The organism is Streptomyces sp. NPDC046931, assembly GCF_040644655.1.
Lineage (GTDB): Bacteria > Actinomycetota > Actinomycetes > Streptomycetales > Streptomycetaceae > Streptomyces.
In genome coordinates this window covers 67223-83897 of record NZ_JBEYWX010000021.1, presented here as the reverse complement: position 1 = coordinate 83897, position 16675 = coordinate 67223, and the positions used below count along the sequence as shown (strand labels likewise).

At 71.9% G+C, this 16675-nt stretch carries 13 protein-coding genes; 6 read left to right on the top strand and 7 right to left on the bottom strand.

Annotated features, from left to right (window positions below; genetic code table 11):
- Window positions 1-17: 17 nt before the first annotated feature.
- Entirely contained in the window at window positions 18-1676 is a 1659-nt protein-coding gene (locus tag ABZ876_RS29380; RefSeq protein ID WP_361787580.1) for an AMP-binding protein, read from the bottom strand.
- Window positions 1673-2437: an SDR family NAD(P)-dependent oxidoreductase gene (locus tag ABZ876_RS29375; RefSeq protein WP_361787578.1), complete on the bottom strand. Its 765-nt coding sequence runs from the start codon at window positions 2435-2437 to the stop codon at window positions 1673-1675. The genes ABZ876_RS29380 and ABZ876_RS29375 overlap by 4 nt, the downstream gene beginning before the upstream one ends.
- A 164-nt stretch (window positions 2438-2601) precedes the next feature.
- Here ABZ876_RS29375 and ABZ876_RS29370 point away from each other — a divergent pair, with 164 nt between their 5' ends.
- A complete protein-coding gene (locus ABZ876_RS29370) occupies window positions 2602-3918 on the top strand; it encodes a DUF1343 domain-containing protein (RefSeq protein WP_361787576.1) in 1317 nt (438 codons plus the stop codon).
- An 80-nt stretch (window positions 3919-3998) separates the two neighbouring features.
- Complete coding sequence (locus ABZ876_RS29365; RefSeq protein WP_361787574.1) at window positions 3999-5345, top strand: serine-threonine protein kinase; 1347 nt, start codon at window positions 3999-4001, stop codon at window positions 5343-5345.
- Window positions 5346-5363: 18 nt separating this feature from the next.
- Here ABZ876_RS29365 and ABZ876_RS29360 read toward each other — a convergent pair whose 3' ends face one another.
- Window positions 5364-8165, bottom strand: a complete 2802-nt coding sequence (locus ABZ876_RS29360; protein ID WP_361787572.1) for a penicillin acylase family protein — start codon at window positions 8163-8165, stop codon at window positions 5364-5366.
- A 258-nt stretch (window positions 8166-8423) separates the two neighbouring features.
- Between ABZ876_RS29360 and ABZ876_RS29355 the strand changes: the two genes are divergently transcribed.
- From ABZ876_RS29355 to ABZ876_RS29345, 3 genes are all read left to right on the top strand, one after another.
- The gene (locus ABZ876_RS29355) at window positions 8424-9026 is read left to right on the top strand and encodes a hypothetical protein (protein ID WP_361787570.1); all 603 of its coding nucleotides are present in this window, start codon (window positions 8424-8426) and stop codon (window positions 9024-9026) included.
- A 692-nt stretch (window positions 9027-9718) separates the two neighbouring features.
- Window positions 9719-10786 (top strand): RNA ligase (ATP), encoded by a 1068-nt coding sequence (locus tag ABZ876_RS29350; RefSeq protein ID WP_361787568.1) that lies wholly within the window; start codon window positions 9719-9721, stop codon window positions 10784-10786.
- Window positions 10787-10953: 167 nt separating this feature from the next.
- Window positions 10954-11415, top strand: a complete 462-nt coding sequence (locus tag ABZ876_RS29345) for a MaoC family dehydratase (RefSeq protein WP_361787566.1) — start codon at window positions 10954-10956, stop codon at window positions 11413-11415.
- A 39-nt stretch (window positions 11416-11454) separates the two neighbouring features.
- Here the strand turns inward: ABZ876_RS29345 and ABZ876_RS29340 are convergent, their stop codons facing one another.
- Both ABZ876_RS29340 and ABZ876_RS29335 read right to left on the bottom strand, forming a co-directional pair.
- The gene (locus ABZ876_RS29340) at window positions 11455-12081 is read right to left on the bottom strand and encodes a TetR/AcrR family transcriptional regulator (RefSeq protein WP_361787564.1); all 627 of its coding nucleotides are present in this window, start codon (window positions 12079-12081) and stop codon (window positions 11455-11457) included.
- A gap of 89 nt (window positions 12082-12170) precedes the next feature.
- Window positions 12171-13322 (bottom strand): acyl-CoA dehydrogenase family protein, encoded by a 1152-nt coding sequence (locus tag ABZ876_RS29335; protein ID WP_361787562.1) that lies wholly within the window; start codon window positions 13320-13322, stop codon window positions 12171-12173.
- A gap of 117 nt (window positions 13323-13439) precedes the next feature.
- Here ABZ876_RS29335 and ABZ876_RS29330 point away from each other — a divergent pair, with 117 nt between their 5' ends.
- Complete coding sequence (locus tag ABZ876_RS29330) at window positions 13440-14081, top strand: TetR/AcrR family transcriptional regulator (protein WP_361787560.1); 642 nt, start codon at window positions 13440-13442, stop codon at window positions 14079-14081.
- A 57-nt stretch (window positions 14082-14138) separates the two neighbouring features.
- Here the strand turns inward: ABZ876_RS29330 and ABZ876_RS29325 are convergent, their stop codons facing one another.
- Complete coding sequence (locus tag ABZ876_RS29325) at window positions 14139-15221, bottom strand: Zn-dependent alcohol dehydrogenase (RefSeq protein ID WP_361787558.1); 1083 nt, start codon at window positions 15219-15221, stop codon at window positions 14139-14141.
- A gap of 5 nt (window positions 15222-15226) precedes the next feature.
- Window positions 15227-16624 (bottom strand): aldehyde dehydrogenase family protein, encoded by a 1398-nt coding sequence (locus ABZ876_RS29320; protein ID WP_361787556.1) that lies wholly within the window; start codon window positions 16622-16624, stop codon window positions 15227-15229.
- Window positions 16625-16675: the final 51 nt, after the last annotated feature.

Genomic DNA, 16675 nt, shown 5'->3' with positions numbered 1-16675 from the left:
CTGCCTTTCCTGGATGCTTACTTGCTGTTCTGCGATCGGGAACGCAGTTCCCGACGGAGGATCTTCCCACTCGCCGTTTTCGGCAGATCGGGGAGGATCTCCACCTGGCGCGGGTACTTGTAGGCGGCCAGTCTCTCCTTGCAGTACGCGGCCAGTGCGCCCGGGTCCGTCTCGGTGCCCGCGCGGAGGCTGATGTACGCCTTGACGGTCTCCCCGCGGTAGCCGTCGGGCACCCCGACGACGGCCGCCTCGCGCACCGCCGGATGGGTGTAGAGGACGTCCTCCACCTCGCGCGGCCACACCTTGAAGCCGGACGCGTTGATCATGTCCTTCTTGCGGTCGACGACGTACAGCCAGCCCCGCTCGTCCATGAATCCGATGTCCCCGGTGCGCAGTTCGCCGTCCGGGAAGGTCTCGGCGGTGGCATCGGGCCGTCCCCAGTAGCCGGGCACCACCTGCGGCCCCCGGACCACGATCTCGCCCTGCTCACCGAACGGTACCTCCTGCCCCTTGTCGTCGACGATGCGGACGACCGTGTCGGGGCCCGGCAGGCCCACGGCGAGCGTCCCGGAGACGGGGTCCACGGGGGCCTCCCGGCCGGGCGGCACGGAGGCGCAGGGCGCGGTGCACTCGGTGAGGCCGTAGCCGTTGCGGATGTACGGCCCGAAGCCGGCCCGGAACTTCTCCACCAGGGCGGGCGGCAGCGGGGCTCCGCCGGAGGAGATGACCTTGAAGGAGGAGAAGTGGCCAGGGGTGACGGACGGGTGGGCGGCCAGCGCCATGAAGGCCGTCGACGGGCCCACGGTGTAGTGGGGCCGGTGCTCGGCGAAGGCGTCGAGGACGACGCCCGCGTCGAAGCGGTAGGCGAGGACGAGCGTCCCTCCGCTGGTGAGACAGGACGCCAGCTCGCACACCATGCCGGTGATGTGGAACAGCGGCGCCAGCGCGAAGTAGACGGGCACCTCCGGCAGGCCCAGTCCGGTCCGCTGCCGCTCGGCGTTGTACATGACGTTGCCGTGGGTGTTGACCGCGCCCTTGGGGGTGCCGCTGGTGCCCGAGGTGTAGCTGATCAGCGCGATGTCGGAGGATGCCGGGTCGCGGCCCTCGGGCGCCGGGTGGCCCTGCCGTGCGACGGCCATGAGGTCGTCCGCGTCGGCGGCCGGTTCCGCCCGTTCGAAGGTCAGCACCCGTGCGTCGCCCCGGGTCTGGAGGTCGAGCTCGCACGCGGTGAGCACGATACGGACCGGCGAGCCGGCGGCCGTGTCGCGCAGATACGCCTCCCACGCGCGGTCGGCGCACACCAGGGCGCTCACCTCTGCGTCCTTGAGGACGTGGGTGACCTCGCCCGACTTGTACATCGGGTTGACGGGCACGACGGTCGCGCCCGCCTTCCAGGCCCCCAGCAGGGCGATCACGAAGTGCGGGGAGTTCTGCAACAGGATCGCGACCCGGTCCCCGCGCTCGAGGCCCCGGGCGGCCAGGTGCCCGGCGACCGAGTCGGTGAGGCCGTCCAGTTCGGCGTAGCTGAGGCGCCCGTCGAAGTAGGCGAGGGCGGTACGGTCCCCGGGGACCGCGCGCAGGGCGTGCACGAGGGAGTCGGCGGGGTGGAGGGGGGCGCGCTGGGCGTCGCTGAGCAGGGCGAGCCAGGGCTTGGCGGCGTACCGGGACGTGCTCACCGGGCGGACTCCCACTTCTGCTGGAGATGGTTCATGTTCGTCAGCCAGCGATCCGGCTCGGTGGCGCGCGCCTGATAGTACGCGGCTACCTCGGGGTGCGGCAGGATCAGGAAGCGATCGTCCTCGATGCCCCTGATGAGCGCGTCGGCGACGTCCGAGGGGTCGATCGCGGTGGGTGCGAGCACCAGTTCGCCGGCGCTTCCGGAGGCGGTCAGCATGTCGGTGCGGACGCCCTGGGGGCAGATCGCATGGACCTTGAGGCCGCGGTGGCGGTAGGTCAGCGAGAGCCACTCGGCGAAGGCGTACGCCCCGTGCTTGGTGACGCTGTAGGGGGCGGCGCCGATCATGGTGAGCAGTCCGGCGGCCGAGACGGTGGAGACGAAGCGACCCTCGCCGCGCTCCAGCCAGGCGGGCAGCAGGGCGCGGGCGGCGCGGACGTGCGCCATGACGTTCACGTCCCAGGCCCGCTCCCACACCTCCTCGTCGGCGGCCTCGGTGCCGCCGGAGCCGAGGCCCGCGTTGGCGCAGTAGACGTCGACCGTGCCGCCGAGGGCGTCCCGCGCCTCGGTCAGGACCGCGGAGGCGTCTCCGGGGACCGCGATGCCGCCGATCTCGTCGGCCACTGCCTTCGCCCGTTCGGCGTCCAGGTCGTTGACGACGACCCGCGCCCCCTCGGCGGCGAAGCGGCGGGCCAGCGCGGCCCCGATGCCGCCCCCCGCCCCGGTGACGACCACTCCCGCATCCTGCACGGCTTCCACCATCGGTCTCCTTCGACGCGACGCCACGCGGCCCGGCTCTGCCGCAGTCGGCTCTGCTGCGAACGACAGACTAACCAGTCGGTATGTAACGAGGGAAGGGGCTCCTCCGATGGGGCGTGCGCATGGTACGTGCGCATGACAGGTCCGTCGATCACGGAGGTCACCGCATGAGGCTGTCCCGACGAGGGCTGCTCACCGCGACCACGGCGACGGCCGTGTCGGTCTCGGCGCCCAAGGCGTCCGGAACATCAGTCACCTCAGCCACGTCCGTCACCTCTGCCACGTCTTCCGGCACGCCTTCTGTCACGCCGGCCGACTCCGGCGCCAAGCGCGGCAGACGCGTGCGCACCGGTTTCGAGCGGCTGGCGGCGGACGGCTATGCGCTCCTGGACGGCCGGCGGGTCGGGGTGGTCACCAATCCGACCGGTGTGACCCGGGACCTGCGCCACATCGTCGACGTGATGCACGCCGACCCCCGGGTGAACCTGGGCGCGGTCTTCGGCCCCGAGCACGGCTTCCGCGGCACCGCGCAGGCGGGCGGCTCCGAGGGGCGCTACGACGATCCGGCGACCGGACTTCCCGTGTACGACACCTACGGAAAGAGCGGACAGGCGCTCGCCGACGTCTTCACGGCTTCCGGCGTGGACACCGTCGTCTTCGACATCCAGGACGTGGGCGCCCGCTTCTACACGTACATCTGGACCCTCTACGACTGCATGGAGGCGGCACGGCTGGCGGGCAGACGGTTCGTGGTCCTGGACCGGCCCAATCCGGTGACCGGACGGTCCGCCCGGGGACCGGTCCTGCACACGGAGTTCGCGAGTTTCGTGGGACGGCAGCCGGTCTCCCAGGCGCACGGGATGACGGTGGCGGAGCTGGCGCTGCTGTTCAACGGGGAGTTCCTGAGCGCACCCGTCCCGCTCGACACCGTCCTGATGACGGGCTGGAGGCGGTCGGACTTCCACGACGTCTCCGGTCTCCCCTGGGTGCCGCCGAGCCCCAACATGCCGACCCCCGACACCGCGCTGGTCTACTCCGGAACCTGTCTGTTCGAAGGCACCAGTCTCTCGGAGGGACGCGGCACCACCCGCCCCTTCGAAATGCTGGGCGCGGAGGGCGTCGACGGACGGTGGGCGGCCGAGGCGGAGCGCCTTCGCCTGCCCGGGGTGCACTTCAGGGAGGCGTACTTCACGCCCACGTTCTCCAAGTTCCAGGGGAGGACCGTCGGCGGCGTGCAGATCCATGTGCACGACCGGGCCGCGTACGACCCCGTCCGCACCGGGATCGCGCTGCTCGTGACCGCCAGGAAGGTGTGGAGCGGCTTCGCCTGGCGTCCCGACGCCTGGATCGACAGGCTCACCGGATCCGCCCGGGTACGCACGATGATCGACGCGGGCGCGGGCGCCGACGAGGTCGTGGCCGCCTGGCAGGACGAGCTGCACGCCTTCCGGCGGGTCCGCGAGAGGTACCTCGTGTACGCATGAGTCGTGCCGTATGGCCAAGTTGCCCCGGCGGCAGGACGATGCGGACACAGCGCACTCGGCCTCGGGGCAAGGGGGTCCTCATGGCGGTACCGGCGATCGGTGTGAATCCCTACTGGGAGCTGACCTTCGACGCGGACGGCGACGTGGACGGTGCCGAGCGGGACCGGCTGCTCGCGGACGTGACCCGGCGCGGAGTGCGGGACCTGCTGGTCTTCGCGCACGGCTGGAACAACGAGCGCCCCGGCGCGACCCGGCTCTACGGCCGCTTCTTCGCGCCCATGCCCTCACTCGCGCCGAAGGCCCGCCTGGGCTATGCCGGCGTGATCTGGCCGTCGATGATGTTCGCGGACGAACCGGTACCCGATTTCCCTCGGTCGGCCGTGGCGGACGCTTCTTCGGCCGCCCGGCCGGGGCTGGACGAGAGCAGTCGGCAGGCGCTGGCGAAGGTCTTCCCCGGCCGCGCGACCGAGGTGGACGAGCTGGCCCGGCTGCTGGACCGGCCCCCGGACGACGCCGCCTCGCTGGAGGAGTTCGGCCAGCTCGTACGGCTGCTGGTGGAGGTGGATCCGCAGGGGCCGCAGGCCGCGTGCGCCGGGGACACGGGGCGGGAGGGGCCGTCCGGGAGCGGTCCCGCGATGCTGTCGGAGGACATGACACAGGTGTGCCGGGTCTTCGCACGGGCTCTGGAACAGGTGGAGTCGGCGGCGGCTGCGGGCGTGGAGGGGTTCTCGTGGACGCCGAAGGGGCTGTGGGACGGGGCCCGTGAGGTGTTGCGGCAGGCCACGTACTACGCGATGAAGCGGCGCGCGGGCACGGTCGGGGAACGCGGGCTCGGGCCGGTGATCGGGCGGCTGGCGCGGACTGCACCGGGCGTGCGCGTGCATCTCGTCGGCCACAGTTTCGGCGGGCGGCTGGTGTCGTTCGCGCTGCGCGGACTGCCGGACGGCGTGCGCACGGTGAAGTCCGTGACGCTGCTCCAAGGGGCCTTCTCCCACTACGCGTTCGCGGCCCGCCTCCCGGGCGACTCGCGCTCCGGCGGCGTCCTGCACGGCTACCGCGATCGTGTCGACGGGCCACTGGTGTGCTGCTACTCCGGCTTCGACTCGGCGCTCGGCACGCTCTACCCGCTGGCGTCGCGGATGGCCGGGGACGATCGCTCGCTGACCGACGGGCTCGCGGAGGGCTTCGACATCGGCCGGTTCCTCGGGCCCGAGTGGGGTGCGATGGGGCACGACGGCGTGCAGGCGGTGGACGGCACCCGGGGCCTTACACTCGCCGACGCGCTACGGGGGCTGCCTGCGGCGGGCTGTGTGAACGTCGACGCGTCCGCCGTGGTCTGCCACGGCGGACCGCCCTCCGGCGCGCACAGCGACATCGTGCACCGGGAACTGGCGCAGCTGGTGCTGGCGGCGGGCCGGGTGGTCTGACCCGCCGCCGCTTCCGGCCTACCGGTGCGAGGTGTACTCCACCACCTGCTGGAACGTCGGCCGGTTCTGCCAGCTGATCCTGCCGTGCTTGATGCCGCCGAGGGTGCGCTGGACGATCGAGTCGGCGCACCACTGATCACCGGCCGAGCACTGGTCGTCGCCGGGGTACACCTGGGACGCCGTCAGTCCGGCGGCCTGCTTGAGGGTGCTGATCAGGATGTCCCGGCAGGCGCTCAGGCTGCCGCCGCCGCAGTACTTCTGCGTCAGCGGGCCCTGCACCGGCTCCCCCAGCACCGCCCGGATGTCCTTGTCGACATAGCTCCACCAGCCGTACTGGAAGGAGCTTCCGGCGTGCGAGCCGGTCGGGCCGTGCGCGGCCGACGGGGACTCGTCGACCGGCAGGTTGCCGGCGACGGCCGTGTACAGGTCGCTGCCGAGGCCCGGTTCGAACTCGGCCTTGACCAGCAGCGGCCACCAGGCGTCCAGGACGCGGATCGCGTCGGTGTCGGCGTAGGTCTTCGAGCCGGACGAGGTCTCCGTGCGTCGCGCGCCCGCCGACACCCACGCGGACAGCTTGCTCACCGCCGCCGCGGCCGTGGGGTCCGTGACCGCAGAGCTGTTCACGACCTTCAGCAGCTTCGGCAGCACGTCCTCGGCCCGCAGATCGGCGAGCGCCGCGTCCGCCATCGCCTCGACCAGCGCGGAGCGGGTCACCCCGCCCGCCGCCACCAGCCTCTTCACCCGGTCCTCCAGCAGATTGCCGCGGTGGACCGACCCTTCGCCCCAGGGAGCGGCCGCGTAGTCCTCGGCCTGCTTGTTGTTCCAGGAGATGTAGTAGTCCTGGTCGACGGAGTTCGGGTGCTGGGACGGCGGGGTGTAGTCCGCCGTGTTCGTCGCCGGGTCCCAGCTCCGCCATTCGTAGGGTGCCTGCGCCCACACCGGGAAGTCGGCGTCCGTGCCGTTCGCGCGCACCGGGTTGTCGCCGCTGTTGTAGTACGCGGTGTGCCGGGAGTCGGCGTAGAACCAGTTGAACGTGTAGTTGATGTGCTGCGCCGCGCTCTGGAAGTCCTGCGGGCCCTTGACGTAGCCGGGGTCGTTCAGCATCTGGAAGCCGATGATCGAGTCGGCCTCGTGCAGGTAGGAGGAGCGCAGGGTGGTGTAGGCGACCTTCTTGCCGCCGACGGTCGCGCGGTACTCGACGGGACCGTACTTCGTCCGCCAGGCCCGCATGGTGTACGAGCCGGCCGCGGTCCCGTCGGCGACGGTCGGGGACCAGGCGTTCTTCTGCTCGACCTCGTCCATGGCGGTGCAGGTGCCGTGGTACAGGTAGTGGTGGTCGTCCTGGCACAGCTCGACGGCGTAGGTGTCGATGATGTCCTGGCCGGAGGTCGTCGCGCTCCACGAGTAGTCCTGGCCACGGCCCAGTTCGACGTACATGCTCAGGCCCGCGAAGGAGGCGCCGCGGGCGCTGATGCCCGGTCCCTGGATCTCCTGGAGCATCAGCAGCTGGGGCGCGAAGTAGCCGGTCTGCGGGCCGAAGACGGCGATCGGGTGGCCGCTCGCGGTGTACCTGCCGCCGACCACGAGGGCGTTGGACATGCCGCGCCGGGCGGAGGACAGGGCCGTGGTGGCAGCGCTCTTCGAGGCACTCCTGGCACTCGCGGTGGCCCCGCTGCCGGTGCGGTCGTAGACAAGCGGCTCCTGGGTCACGGAACCGGCGTCGGGCAGTGCCGCGCCCTGCGGAGTGCCGGGCTTCGACGCGTACGGGAAGCTCTCCCCGTTGTGGACGGTGAGCACGGCCTCGGGGTCGTTGCGCTCGCGGAAGGACTCCCAGACCTTGGTGCCCTGTTCCACGCCGTACTTGGACTGGGCCGCGAGCAGGGATATGGCGTTGCCGACCTCGCCGCCACCGCCGGAGCCGAACAGGGCGCCGATCACGGAGGCGAGCGCGACCAGGTCGGTGACCTTGAAGTGCTCGATGGTGCCGGCGTTGGTGATGGCGTTCTTGTGGCCGGTCAGGACGTACTCGCCGGGGAAGTAGCGGCCGCTGTCGGAGGCGTCGATGTAGGCGTTGACACCGGCGAGATAGGCGTTGACGTCGTCGAGGGCCTGCCTGCCGCGGTCCCCGGCCGTGGCCACCGCGTGGTCGATCTGGGCCTGGAGATCGGCCTCGGTGTACGGCGCGTTGCGCCAGAACTGCTGTTCAAGCCCCTGGTTGGCGGCCGCGCCGCCGGCGAAGGAGGTCAGCCGGCCGCGTCCGACGTGCCGGAAGACGTCCATCAGCCACAGCCGGTCCTCGGCCGCCGCATACCCGGCACCGAACTCGGTGCCGTATCGGGTGGTGCCGGTGATGTGCGGGACGCCCGTCTTCTTGTCGCGGACGATCGTCACGTCGCCGCGGCCCGCGGGCTTCTCGGTGGACGCGACCTGACCGGACGGGACCCCGAACGACGCGTCGTTGAAGAAGGTGTTGATCTGGGCGTCGGTAAGTGCGGAGTAGCCCTTGGCCAGGTCGGCGTACGGGCCGAGTTGGTCCTCGGCGTGGCCGGGCTGGGTGCCGAAGGCCTGGTTGAGCAGGATCTGGGCGAGGGTGGCGTTGCCGTTCTCGCCGGGCGGGAGGGTGTCCGAACACTGGCCGCCGCAGTAGTCGTCGGCGGCCACGGCGCCGGCGGCCGTCGTGCCGTCGCCGGCCGCCGCCGCGGAGATTGGCGACAAAAGACCGCCCACGAGGACGCATATAGCAGCGGCCCCGAGGAACTTCGGAAAACTGCGGGGAGTTCTCAGTCCGGCGTGGACGTTGCGTGGGGCGCGCTGTGGCATGGCAGCTCCTCCCGACGATGGGGGTCCCCCTGCTCGAGCGGAGCCGAGAGCTCGGGGGGCGGGCGGACGTTACCGCCGGTATCCCCCGCGATTGAAGATGAACAAGCGTCAACTTTCAATAGTTCGGCAGTCGGCTTGGGGAGGTCATCGAAAAAGGATGGAGCCGAATCGCTTGTCGATACGTCTATTCGGCGACGTCCGTACGACGACGCCGAAGTAACCGAAGTACAGGTGCAGGTGTGACGGAGGTGCAGGGCGATGGCCGGTTTCCGGAGTCTGGCGAGACAGGTTCGAGACCCCGGGTGCGATCTGGCGCTACGGCGTTACTCACTGCGCAAGTGCCTGGAGAAGTTCGCCCCTTACGGGCATCGGGCGACCTGGGACCATCTGTGCTCCCGGGCCGGGTTCGGTCCCGAGGACCGCTCCCCCGATCCGGCGCGGCTCGTGGCCGCGCTGGAGGAGTTGGAGGAGGCCCGGTCCGTGTGGCTCGCCTACGAGGCCGAGTTCACACAGCGTCGCAGGAAGGAGAAGCACGACGGGCTGCGCAGACCGGGCAGTGTCGACGACTGGCACCGGCTGACCTGGGGCGGGTTCGGTGTCGCCTGGTGCGACGACCCGCGGGTCCACCCCGGTGAGCCGCTCGCCGAGGTGTTGCGCCGGCTCATCGCCGCACTGGAGCGCGAACCGGGCAAGGCCTGCCCGGTATGCGCCGGCGAGCGCCTCGTATGGAGGTACGACCTGGCCCATGAGCCGTCGTCGGGTCCGGTCTGCACGGACTGCGGCATCGTGGTGCCGGCGCCCGTGCTGACACCCGGGGCGCTGGCGGAGGCCCGGCGCGCACGGCTGCTGGTGTCGGCCTGAGCACAGCGCCCGAGGGCGCGGGGGTGCGCCGGGGATGCCGCACCCCCTATCGAGACCCGCAGCCCGCTGCCGCGCCGTGCGGACACCGGGCTGTGCCGAGCGCCCGGCCGGTGACGGAGAGGCCGGTTCAGGACAGACGGTCCCAGCGCCGCTCCGCGGCAGGGCGAGAAGCGCGGCCCGGTCGGCCGGGGCGGTTCCCCCAAGGGAGCGCAGGCGATCGGAAGCCCGCCGGGCGAACCACGACCGAAGTTCCGCCATCGCCGTGTCCTGCGCCGCCTCCGGTCAGGAGAAGGGCGCGCCTCGGCGAGGAGTTCGTCGAACCGGCCGCCCGCGCGGTGCACGAGGTGCGCGTCGGCGACGGGTGCCGCGGCCGGCGCTCGAGGGACGGCGTCACCCACCCCGCGAGGGCGGCACAGGTCTCGAAGACCTCGTCCACCGGTTCGACGGCCGCCGCGTGGTGAGGACGCCCTCCCACCAGGCGTACAGGAACGCCTCGATGGCGGCCGCCTGCTCGGGGGACCAGGAACGCCGGTCCACCCGGCTCAGCCCGCATCGCGGCGGCGTGGTGTGCGCGGCGTCGCCGCCGGCCGAAGAGGCAGACGCTACCAGCCGCAAATCCGCTGGCTCCACCCCTTTGCGACAGGGACAGTCGAGGGCGATGAAACACGGCTGAGCGACCTTGAGGAGTCCCGATGTCGACGCTGCGCGTCACCGCCGAAGTGCTGACGATCCATGAGCATCCCAACGCCGACGCACTCGAACTGGCCCAGGTGGGCCTGTACCGGGCCGTCGTCGCCAAGGGCCAGTACCGCACCGGTGACTCCGCCGTCTACATCCCCGAGCAGTCCGTGCTCCCTGCCGCGCTGATCGAGGAGCTGGGGCTGACCGGACGGCTTGCGGGCAGCACGTCCGACCGGGTCAAGGCGGTCCGGCTGCGCGGCGAGCTCTCGCAGGGCATCGTCTGCCGCCCCAGGGCGCTGGCGGACCTCGACCTCGCGCGGGCCGCGGCCGAGGGCACCGACTTCGCGGAGGTGCTCGGCATCACCAAGTGGGTGCCGCCGATCCCGCCCACCATGAGCGGCGAGGTGGAGCCCGCGCCCGGTCTGCTGCCCTGGGTGGACATCGAGAATCTCCAGCGCTATCCGGACATCTTCGCGCCGGGCGAGCCCGTCGTCCTGACGGAGAAGCTGCACGGCTCGGCGTGCCTGCTGACCTATGTCGCGGACGAGGACCGGGTGTACGTCTCCTCGAAGGGCTTCGGCGCCAAGTCCCTGGCGCTGAAGGAGGATCCGCGCAACCTGTACTGGCGGGCGGTGCGCGGTCATGGCGTCCCCGAGGCCGCGGCCCGGCTCGCCGAGCGGCTCGGCGCGCGCCGGGTGGGAATCTTCGCGGAGGTCTACGGCGCGGGCGTCCAGGATCTGACATACGGCGCCGACGGGCGGCGCGACACCCTGGGGTACGCCGTCTTCGACGTGTCCGCGGAGATCGGCGGCACACCCCGATGGCTGGACCCCGTGGACGTGCTCGCCGGGGAACTGCCGCTGGTACCGCGGCTGTACGAGGGGCCGTACGACCTCCCGCGCGTGCTGGAGTGCGCCACGGGACGGGAGACGGTGTCGGGGCGGGAGATGCATCTGCGTGAGGGAGTGGTGATCCGGCCGGTCACCGAGCGGTACAGCCCGGTGACCGGGGGGAGGGCGATCGCGAAGGCGGTCAGTCCGGCGTATCTGACCCGGAAGGGCGGCACGGAGTACGAGTGAGCGCGGGCCGGGGGCCGCTGAGCAGCGGCCCCCGGCGGCTCCCTGCGGCTCCCGGGCTTTGTTGCACCGGCCACGCCAGGCCCGAGTCCGTTGACACGGACCCCGCCCAGGACCATGCTAAGCAGTTGCTTAGGCATGTTGACTTCATCACGCGAGAGGCCGGGAACATGGCAGAGCCGAGGACCTTCACATCCGCCGACGAACTGAAGGCGGCGGTGGGCGAGCAGCTGGGGTACACCGACTGGCTGGAGATCGACCAGAAGCGGATCGACCTGTTCGCGGACGCCACGGGTGACCACCAGTGGATCCACGTCGACCCCGAGAAGGCGGCCTCGGGCCCCTTCGGCACGACCATCGCGCACGGCTATCTCACGCTGTCACTGCTCCCGCTCTTCGGACCGCAGCTGATCAGCGTCGAGGGCGTGAAGATGGGCGTCAACTACGGGACCAACAAGGTCCGCTTCCCCGCGCCCGTGCCGGTCGGCTCGCGGGTGCGCGCCACCGCGACGATCGCCGGCGTCGAGGACGTGCCGGGCGGGGTGCAGCTGGCGATGGCCTTCACATTGGAGCGCGAGGGCGGCGACAAGCCGGTGTGCGTGGCCGAGTCGGTCGCGCGCTACTACCTCTGACCGGGCCGGCCGGTCACCGCTCCCGAGCGGGCCGGCCGGCTACTTCCGCACCCCGACCATCCGCAGCACGAGGTCGGCGTAGAGCGTGCCGACCTCCTCGGGGGTGCGGGGTCCGTCCAGATTGAACCAGCGGGCCACGTCGATGCACAGGGAGAGCACGGCCAGCGTCGTGCCGCGCACGTCCAGCACGTCGAACTCGCCGGTCGCCAGCCCGTCCTCGATGATCCCGCGCACCTCGGCGTCGACCTCGCGCCGCAGGGCGAGGATCTCGGCGCGGGCCTCCGGGCCGAGCGAGTCCAGCTCGTACTGCACGACCCGGGCGGTGGTGCGCCCCCCAGCGTGCCAGCGGACGAAGGAGCTGACGGCGTCCGCGAGCCGCTCGGTCGCGGTGCCCTCCCGCCGGGCCGCCGCCCGCAGGATCTCCAGGGCCTTCTCGTGTCCGATCCGGCTGATGCGGTGGAGCAGCTCTTCCTTGGTCTTGTAGTGGATGTAGAGCGCGGCCGGGCTCATGCCCGCGCGGCCCGCGATGTCGCGGGTGGTGGTCGCGTGGTAGCCGCGCTCGGCGAAGGCCTCCACGGCGGCCAGGAGCAGCCGCCGGGCCGCGTCCGGGGTGACCTCGGCCCACGGCTGCGCCTCGCCGCCGCCCGTCTCCTCCGCCGTAGTCATCGCTGTCTCGTCCCCTCTCGCCGGCCGGAGTAACACCATACCGCCGAAGGTGAGCGAGCGCTTAGCACACCCCGGGAGCGCAGAGACGGTCAGAACGCCGAGACCCCCGTCAGCTCGCGCCCGATGACGAGCTTCTGGATCTGGCTCGTTCCTTCGTAGAGGGTCATCACCCGGGCGTCGCGCAGGAGCTTGCCGGCCGGGTACTCGTCGATGTAGCCGTAGCCGCCGAAGACCTGGAGGGCGTTGTTCGCGGCCCGGACGGCCGCCTCGGAGGCGAAGAGCTTGGCCTTGGAGGACTCGACGGCGAAGGGCAGCCCGCGGTCGATCAGATCGGCTACCCGCCACGTCAGCAGCCGCGCCGCGTCCACGTCGACGGCGATGTCGCTGAGGAGTTCCTGGACCAGCTGGTGGTGGGCGATGGAGCGGCCGAACTGCTCGCGCTCGCCGGCGTAACGGACGGCCGCGTCCAGGGCGGCCCTGGCGATGCCGACACAGCCCGCCGCGACCGACATCCGCCCCTTCGCCAGCGCGGACATGGCGATCGAGAAGCCCTTGCCCTCGGGACCCAGCATCGCGGAGGCCGGCACCCTTACGTCCTCGAGGACCAGTTCGGCGGTGGCCTGGCCGCGCAGGCCGAGCTTGCCGTGGATCGGGCGGCGGGTGAGGCCGGGAGTGTCGGTCGGCACCAGGAAGGCGGAGACGCCCCGATGGCCCGGGGCGTCCGTGGAGCGCGCGAACAGGAGCACGACGTCGGCCCAGGTGCCGTTGGTGATGAACATCTTGGTGCCGTTGACGACATAGTCGTCGCCGTCCCGGACCGCCCTGGTGGTGAGGTTGCCCGCGTCGGAGCCGGTGCCCGGCTCGGTGAGGCCGAAGCAGCCGACGTACGCGCCCGAGGTGAGCCCCGGCAGCCACCGCCGCTTCTGCCCCTCGTCGCCCCAGGCGGCGACGGTCTTGGCGACGAGACCGAGGGAGACCGAGACGATGCCGCGCACGGACGAGTCACCGCGGCCCAGTTCCTCGGTCACCAGGCAATACGCGAGGTGGTCGCCGCCGGAACCGCCGTACTCCTCGTCGATGGTCAGTCCGAGGAAGCCGAGCCGGCCCAGCTTCTTCACGATGGCCCGGTCGACCTCCTCGGCCCGGTCCCAGGCGACGACGTGCGGGGCGACCTCACGGGCCACGAAGTCCTCGGCCAGCCGCCGCACGGCGGCCTGCTCCTCGCTGAGCTCCAGATTCACGACGCGTCACCCCAAGGGAAGGTCCGGGAAGCTCGGGAGGAGATCCCGGAGGTCTTTCATATCCGCACCTTTAAATTAGCACTGCTAGTTTCTAGGTGCAGCCCTACTATGTGCGCCATGGCCCGACCGCGCAAGCCCCTCCTGAGCACCGACCGCATCGTCGCCGCGGCACGGGAACTGGTGGACGCGGAGGGCCTCGCGGCGGTCTCCACCCGCCGTCTCGCCGCCGAGCTCGGGGTGAGCGGGCCCTCCCTCTACAACCACTTCCGCACCAAGGACGAGATCCTGGAGGCGGTGGCGGACTCGGTGAGCGCGCAGGTCGACCTGTCGATGTTCGAGGACGGCCGGCCCTGGCGGAGGGCGCTGCACGACTGGGCGGTCTCCTACCGGGCCGCCCTGCGCGACCACCCGAACATCGTGCCGGTACTGGCGCGCGGCCCCGGCCGCCGCCCGGCCGCGCTGCACCTCGCGGACGCCGTGTACGGCGCGATGGTCGACGCGGGCTGGCCGCCCGCGCAGGCCACCTCCATCGGCGCGCTGATGCGCTACTTCGTGATGGGCTCCGCGCTCGGCTCGTTCGCGCGCGGTTTCGTGGACGACGCCGCGGCGTACGATCCCGCCGACTACCCGCACCTCGGCCAGGCCCACCGGCTCGCCGAGCAGCAGGAGAAGATCGACGAACGCGCCTTCGAGACGGGGCTCACGGCGCTGCTGGACGGGCTGGAGCAGCAGTACCGGCAGATCGCCCCGACCGCGTAGGCGGATGGACCCTCCCGGCCGGACATGCCTCCCCGTTCCCGTCCGGCCGCGGAGTTCCTAGAACACCACCAGCGCCCGGCCTCCTCTGCCCGCGAGCATGGTGTCGAACGCCGCCGGGATGCCCTCCAGGGCGATGCGCTCCGTCACCAGCGCCCCGAGGTCCAGACGGCCGGAGCGTACGTGCTCGGCCAGGACCGGCAGGTCCTCGGCGGGGTTCGTGTTGCCGTAGACGCAGCCCGACAGGGTGCGGCCCCAGTGGAAGAGCTCCAGGGCGTTGAAGGTGACCTGCTGGTCCTTGCCGCCGATGCCGACGACCGTCGTACGGCCGCCGCGTCGCGTGGCGTCCCAGGCCGCGCGGATCGTGACCGCGCGGCCCACGCACTCCACCGCCACGTCGACGCCCTGCTTGTCCGTGAGAGCGCGGATCTCGCGCGAGGTGGCGTCGGAGGCGAGCAGGTAGTCGGTGGCGCCCGCCCGTCGGGCCAGCTCCTCCTTGGCGGGGGACACGTCCACCGCGACGATCCGCTCCGCGCCCGCGATCCGGGCCGCCTGAAGGGCCGCGAGGCCCACCCCGCCGACGCCGAACACCGCCACCGTCTCCCCCGGCCGCACGCGGGCCGCGTGATGCACGGCCCCGTACCCGGTGAGGACGGCACAGCCCAGCAGGGCCGCGTCGGTCAGCGGCACTCCCTCGGGTGCCGGCAGCACACAGGAGGCCGCCACCACCGTCTCCTCGGCGAACGCGGCCACGTTGAGGCCGGGGTACAGATCGGTCCCGTCGTCCGCGCGACGGGCGTAGACGTCCCCGGAGCCGGTCAGCGCGTTCGCGCACAGCCACACCTCGCCCCGTGCACAGGCAGGGCAACTGCCGCAGGACGGCGCCCAGTTGAGGACGACACCGTCGCCCGGTGCGACATGGGTGACACCCTCCCCCACGGACACCACCGTCCCCGCGCCCTCGTGTCCGAGGACCGCGGGCACCGGCACCCGCATGGTGCCGTTGGACAGCGACAGGTCGGAGTGGCACACCCCGGCGGCGGCCAGCCGGACACGGACCCGGCCGGGGCCCGGTTGCGGCAGCTCGATGCCGGTGATCTCCAGCGGGCCACCGACGGCGGGCAGCACAGCGGCACGGACCATCTCGGTCAGCCTTCCTGAAACTGAAGGGACTTGGTCTGGAGGTACTCGGCGAGCCCGTGCGAACCCAGCTCGCGCCCCACCCCCGACTGCTTGTAGCCCCCGAACGGGGCCAGGGGGTTGAAGCGGCCGCCGTTGATGTCGACCTGACCGGTCTCCATCCTGCGCGCGAACGCGGCGGCCTCCGCGTCGTCGCCCGCCCAGACGGCGCCGGCGAGCCCGTAGACCGTACCGTTGGCGATCCGCAGGGCGTCCTGCTCGTCCTCGTAGCGCAGAATCGACAGCACCGGGCCGAAGATCTCCTCCTGGGCGATCGTCATCTCCGGGGTGACCTCGGCGAAGACGGTGGGCCGTACGTAGTAGCCGCGTTCGCGCGGGGCGTCCGCGCCGCCCGCGACCAGGCGCGCGCCCTCCGCCACGCCCTGGTCGATGTAACCGCGCACCCGCGCCTGCTGCTTGGCGCTCACCAGCGGCCCGATGCGGTCGCCGTACTTGTCCGCGGCCGCGGCCGCCAGCCCGACCGCCTCCTCGTACCGGTCGCGGTGCACCAGCATCCGCGTCCAGGCGCTGCATGTCTGGCCGGAGTTGGCCATCACGTTCGCGACGCCGACGTTCACCGCCCTGGCGAGGTCGGCGCTCGGCAGGATGACGTTCGCCGACTTGCCGCCCAGTTCCAGGGCGACCTTCTTGACGGCCGCCCCGGCCGTGGCGCCGATCAGCCGGCCCACGGCCGTGGATCCGGTGAACGAGACCAGGTCGACGCCCTCGTGCGCGGCGAGCGCCTGGCCCGCGACCGGCCCGAGGCCGGTGACGAGCTGGAACACGCCGGCCGGCACGCCCGCCTCGTGCACCGCCTCCGCGAACAGCTGGGCCGTCAGCGGGGTGTCCTCGGCGGGCTTGAGGACGACGGTGCAGCCCGCCGCGAGCGCGGGGGCGACCTTGGCGACGATCTGGTGGAGGGGGTAGTTCCAGGGCGTGATGGCACCCACGACTCCGACCGGCTCATGGTGGACGGTGGAGTTGCCGACCTTCTCCTCGAAGGCATGGCCGGCGGCCAGTTCGGCGTACGAGCCCGCCACCGCGATCGGCAGGCCCACCTGCACGGTCCGGGAGAACGACGGCGGCGACCCCAGCTCCGCCGTGACGGTCTCGGCGATCTCCTCCTGGCGGGCGGCGAGCACGTCCCTCAGGGCGGTCAGGCGCCCGGCCCGCTCGGCGGGCGGGGTGGCGGCCCACACGGGGAGGGCGGCTCGGGCGGCGCGGACGGCGGCGTCGACGTCCTCGGCGGTCCCCGCCGGGACCCGGCCGATGACCTGCTCGTCCGCCGGGTTCACGACGTCGATGGGGTCCGGGCCCGAGGCGGGGCGCCAGGCGCCGTCGATGTACATGCCGTCATGTGCCTTCATCGTCGTCCTCCGGGGCCGGGGCCATGTCGTCCGAGCCCTAAACTAGCGTTG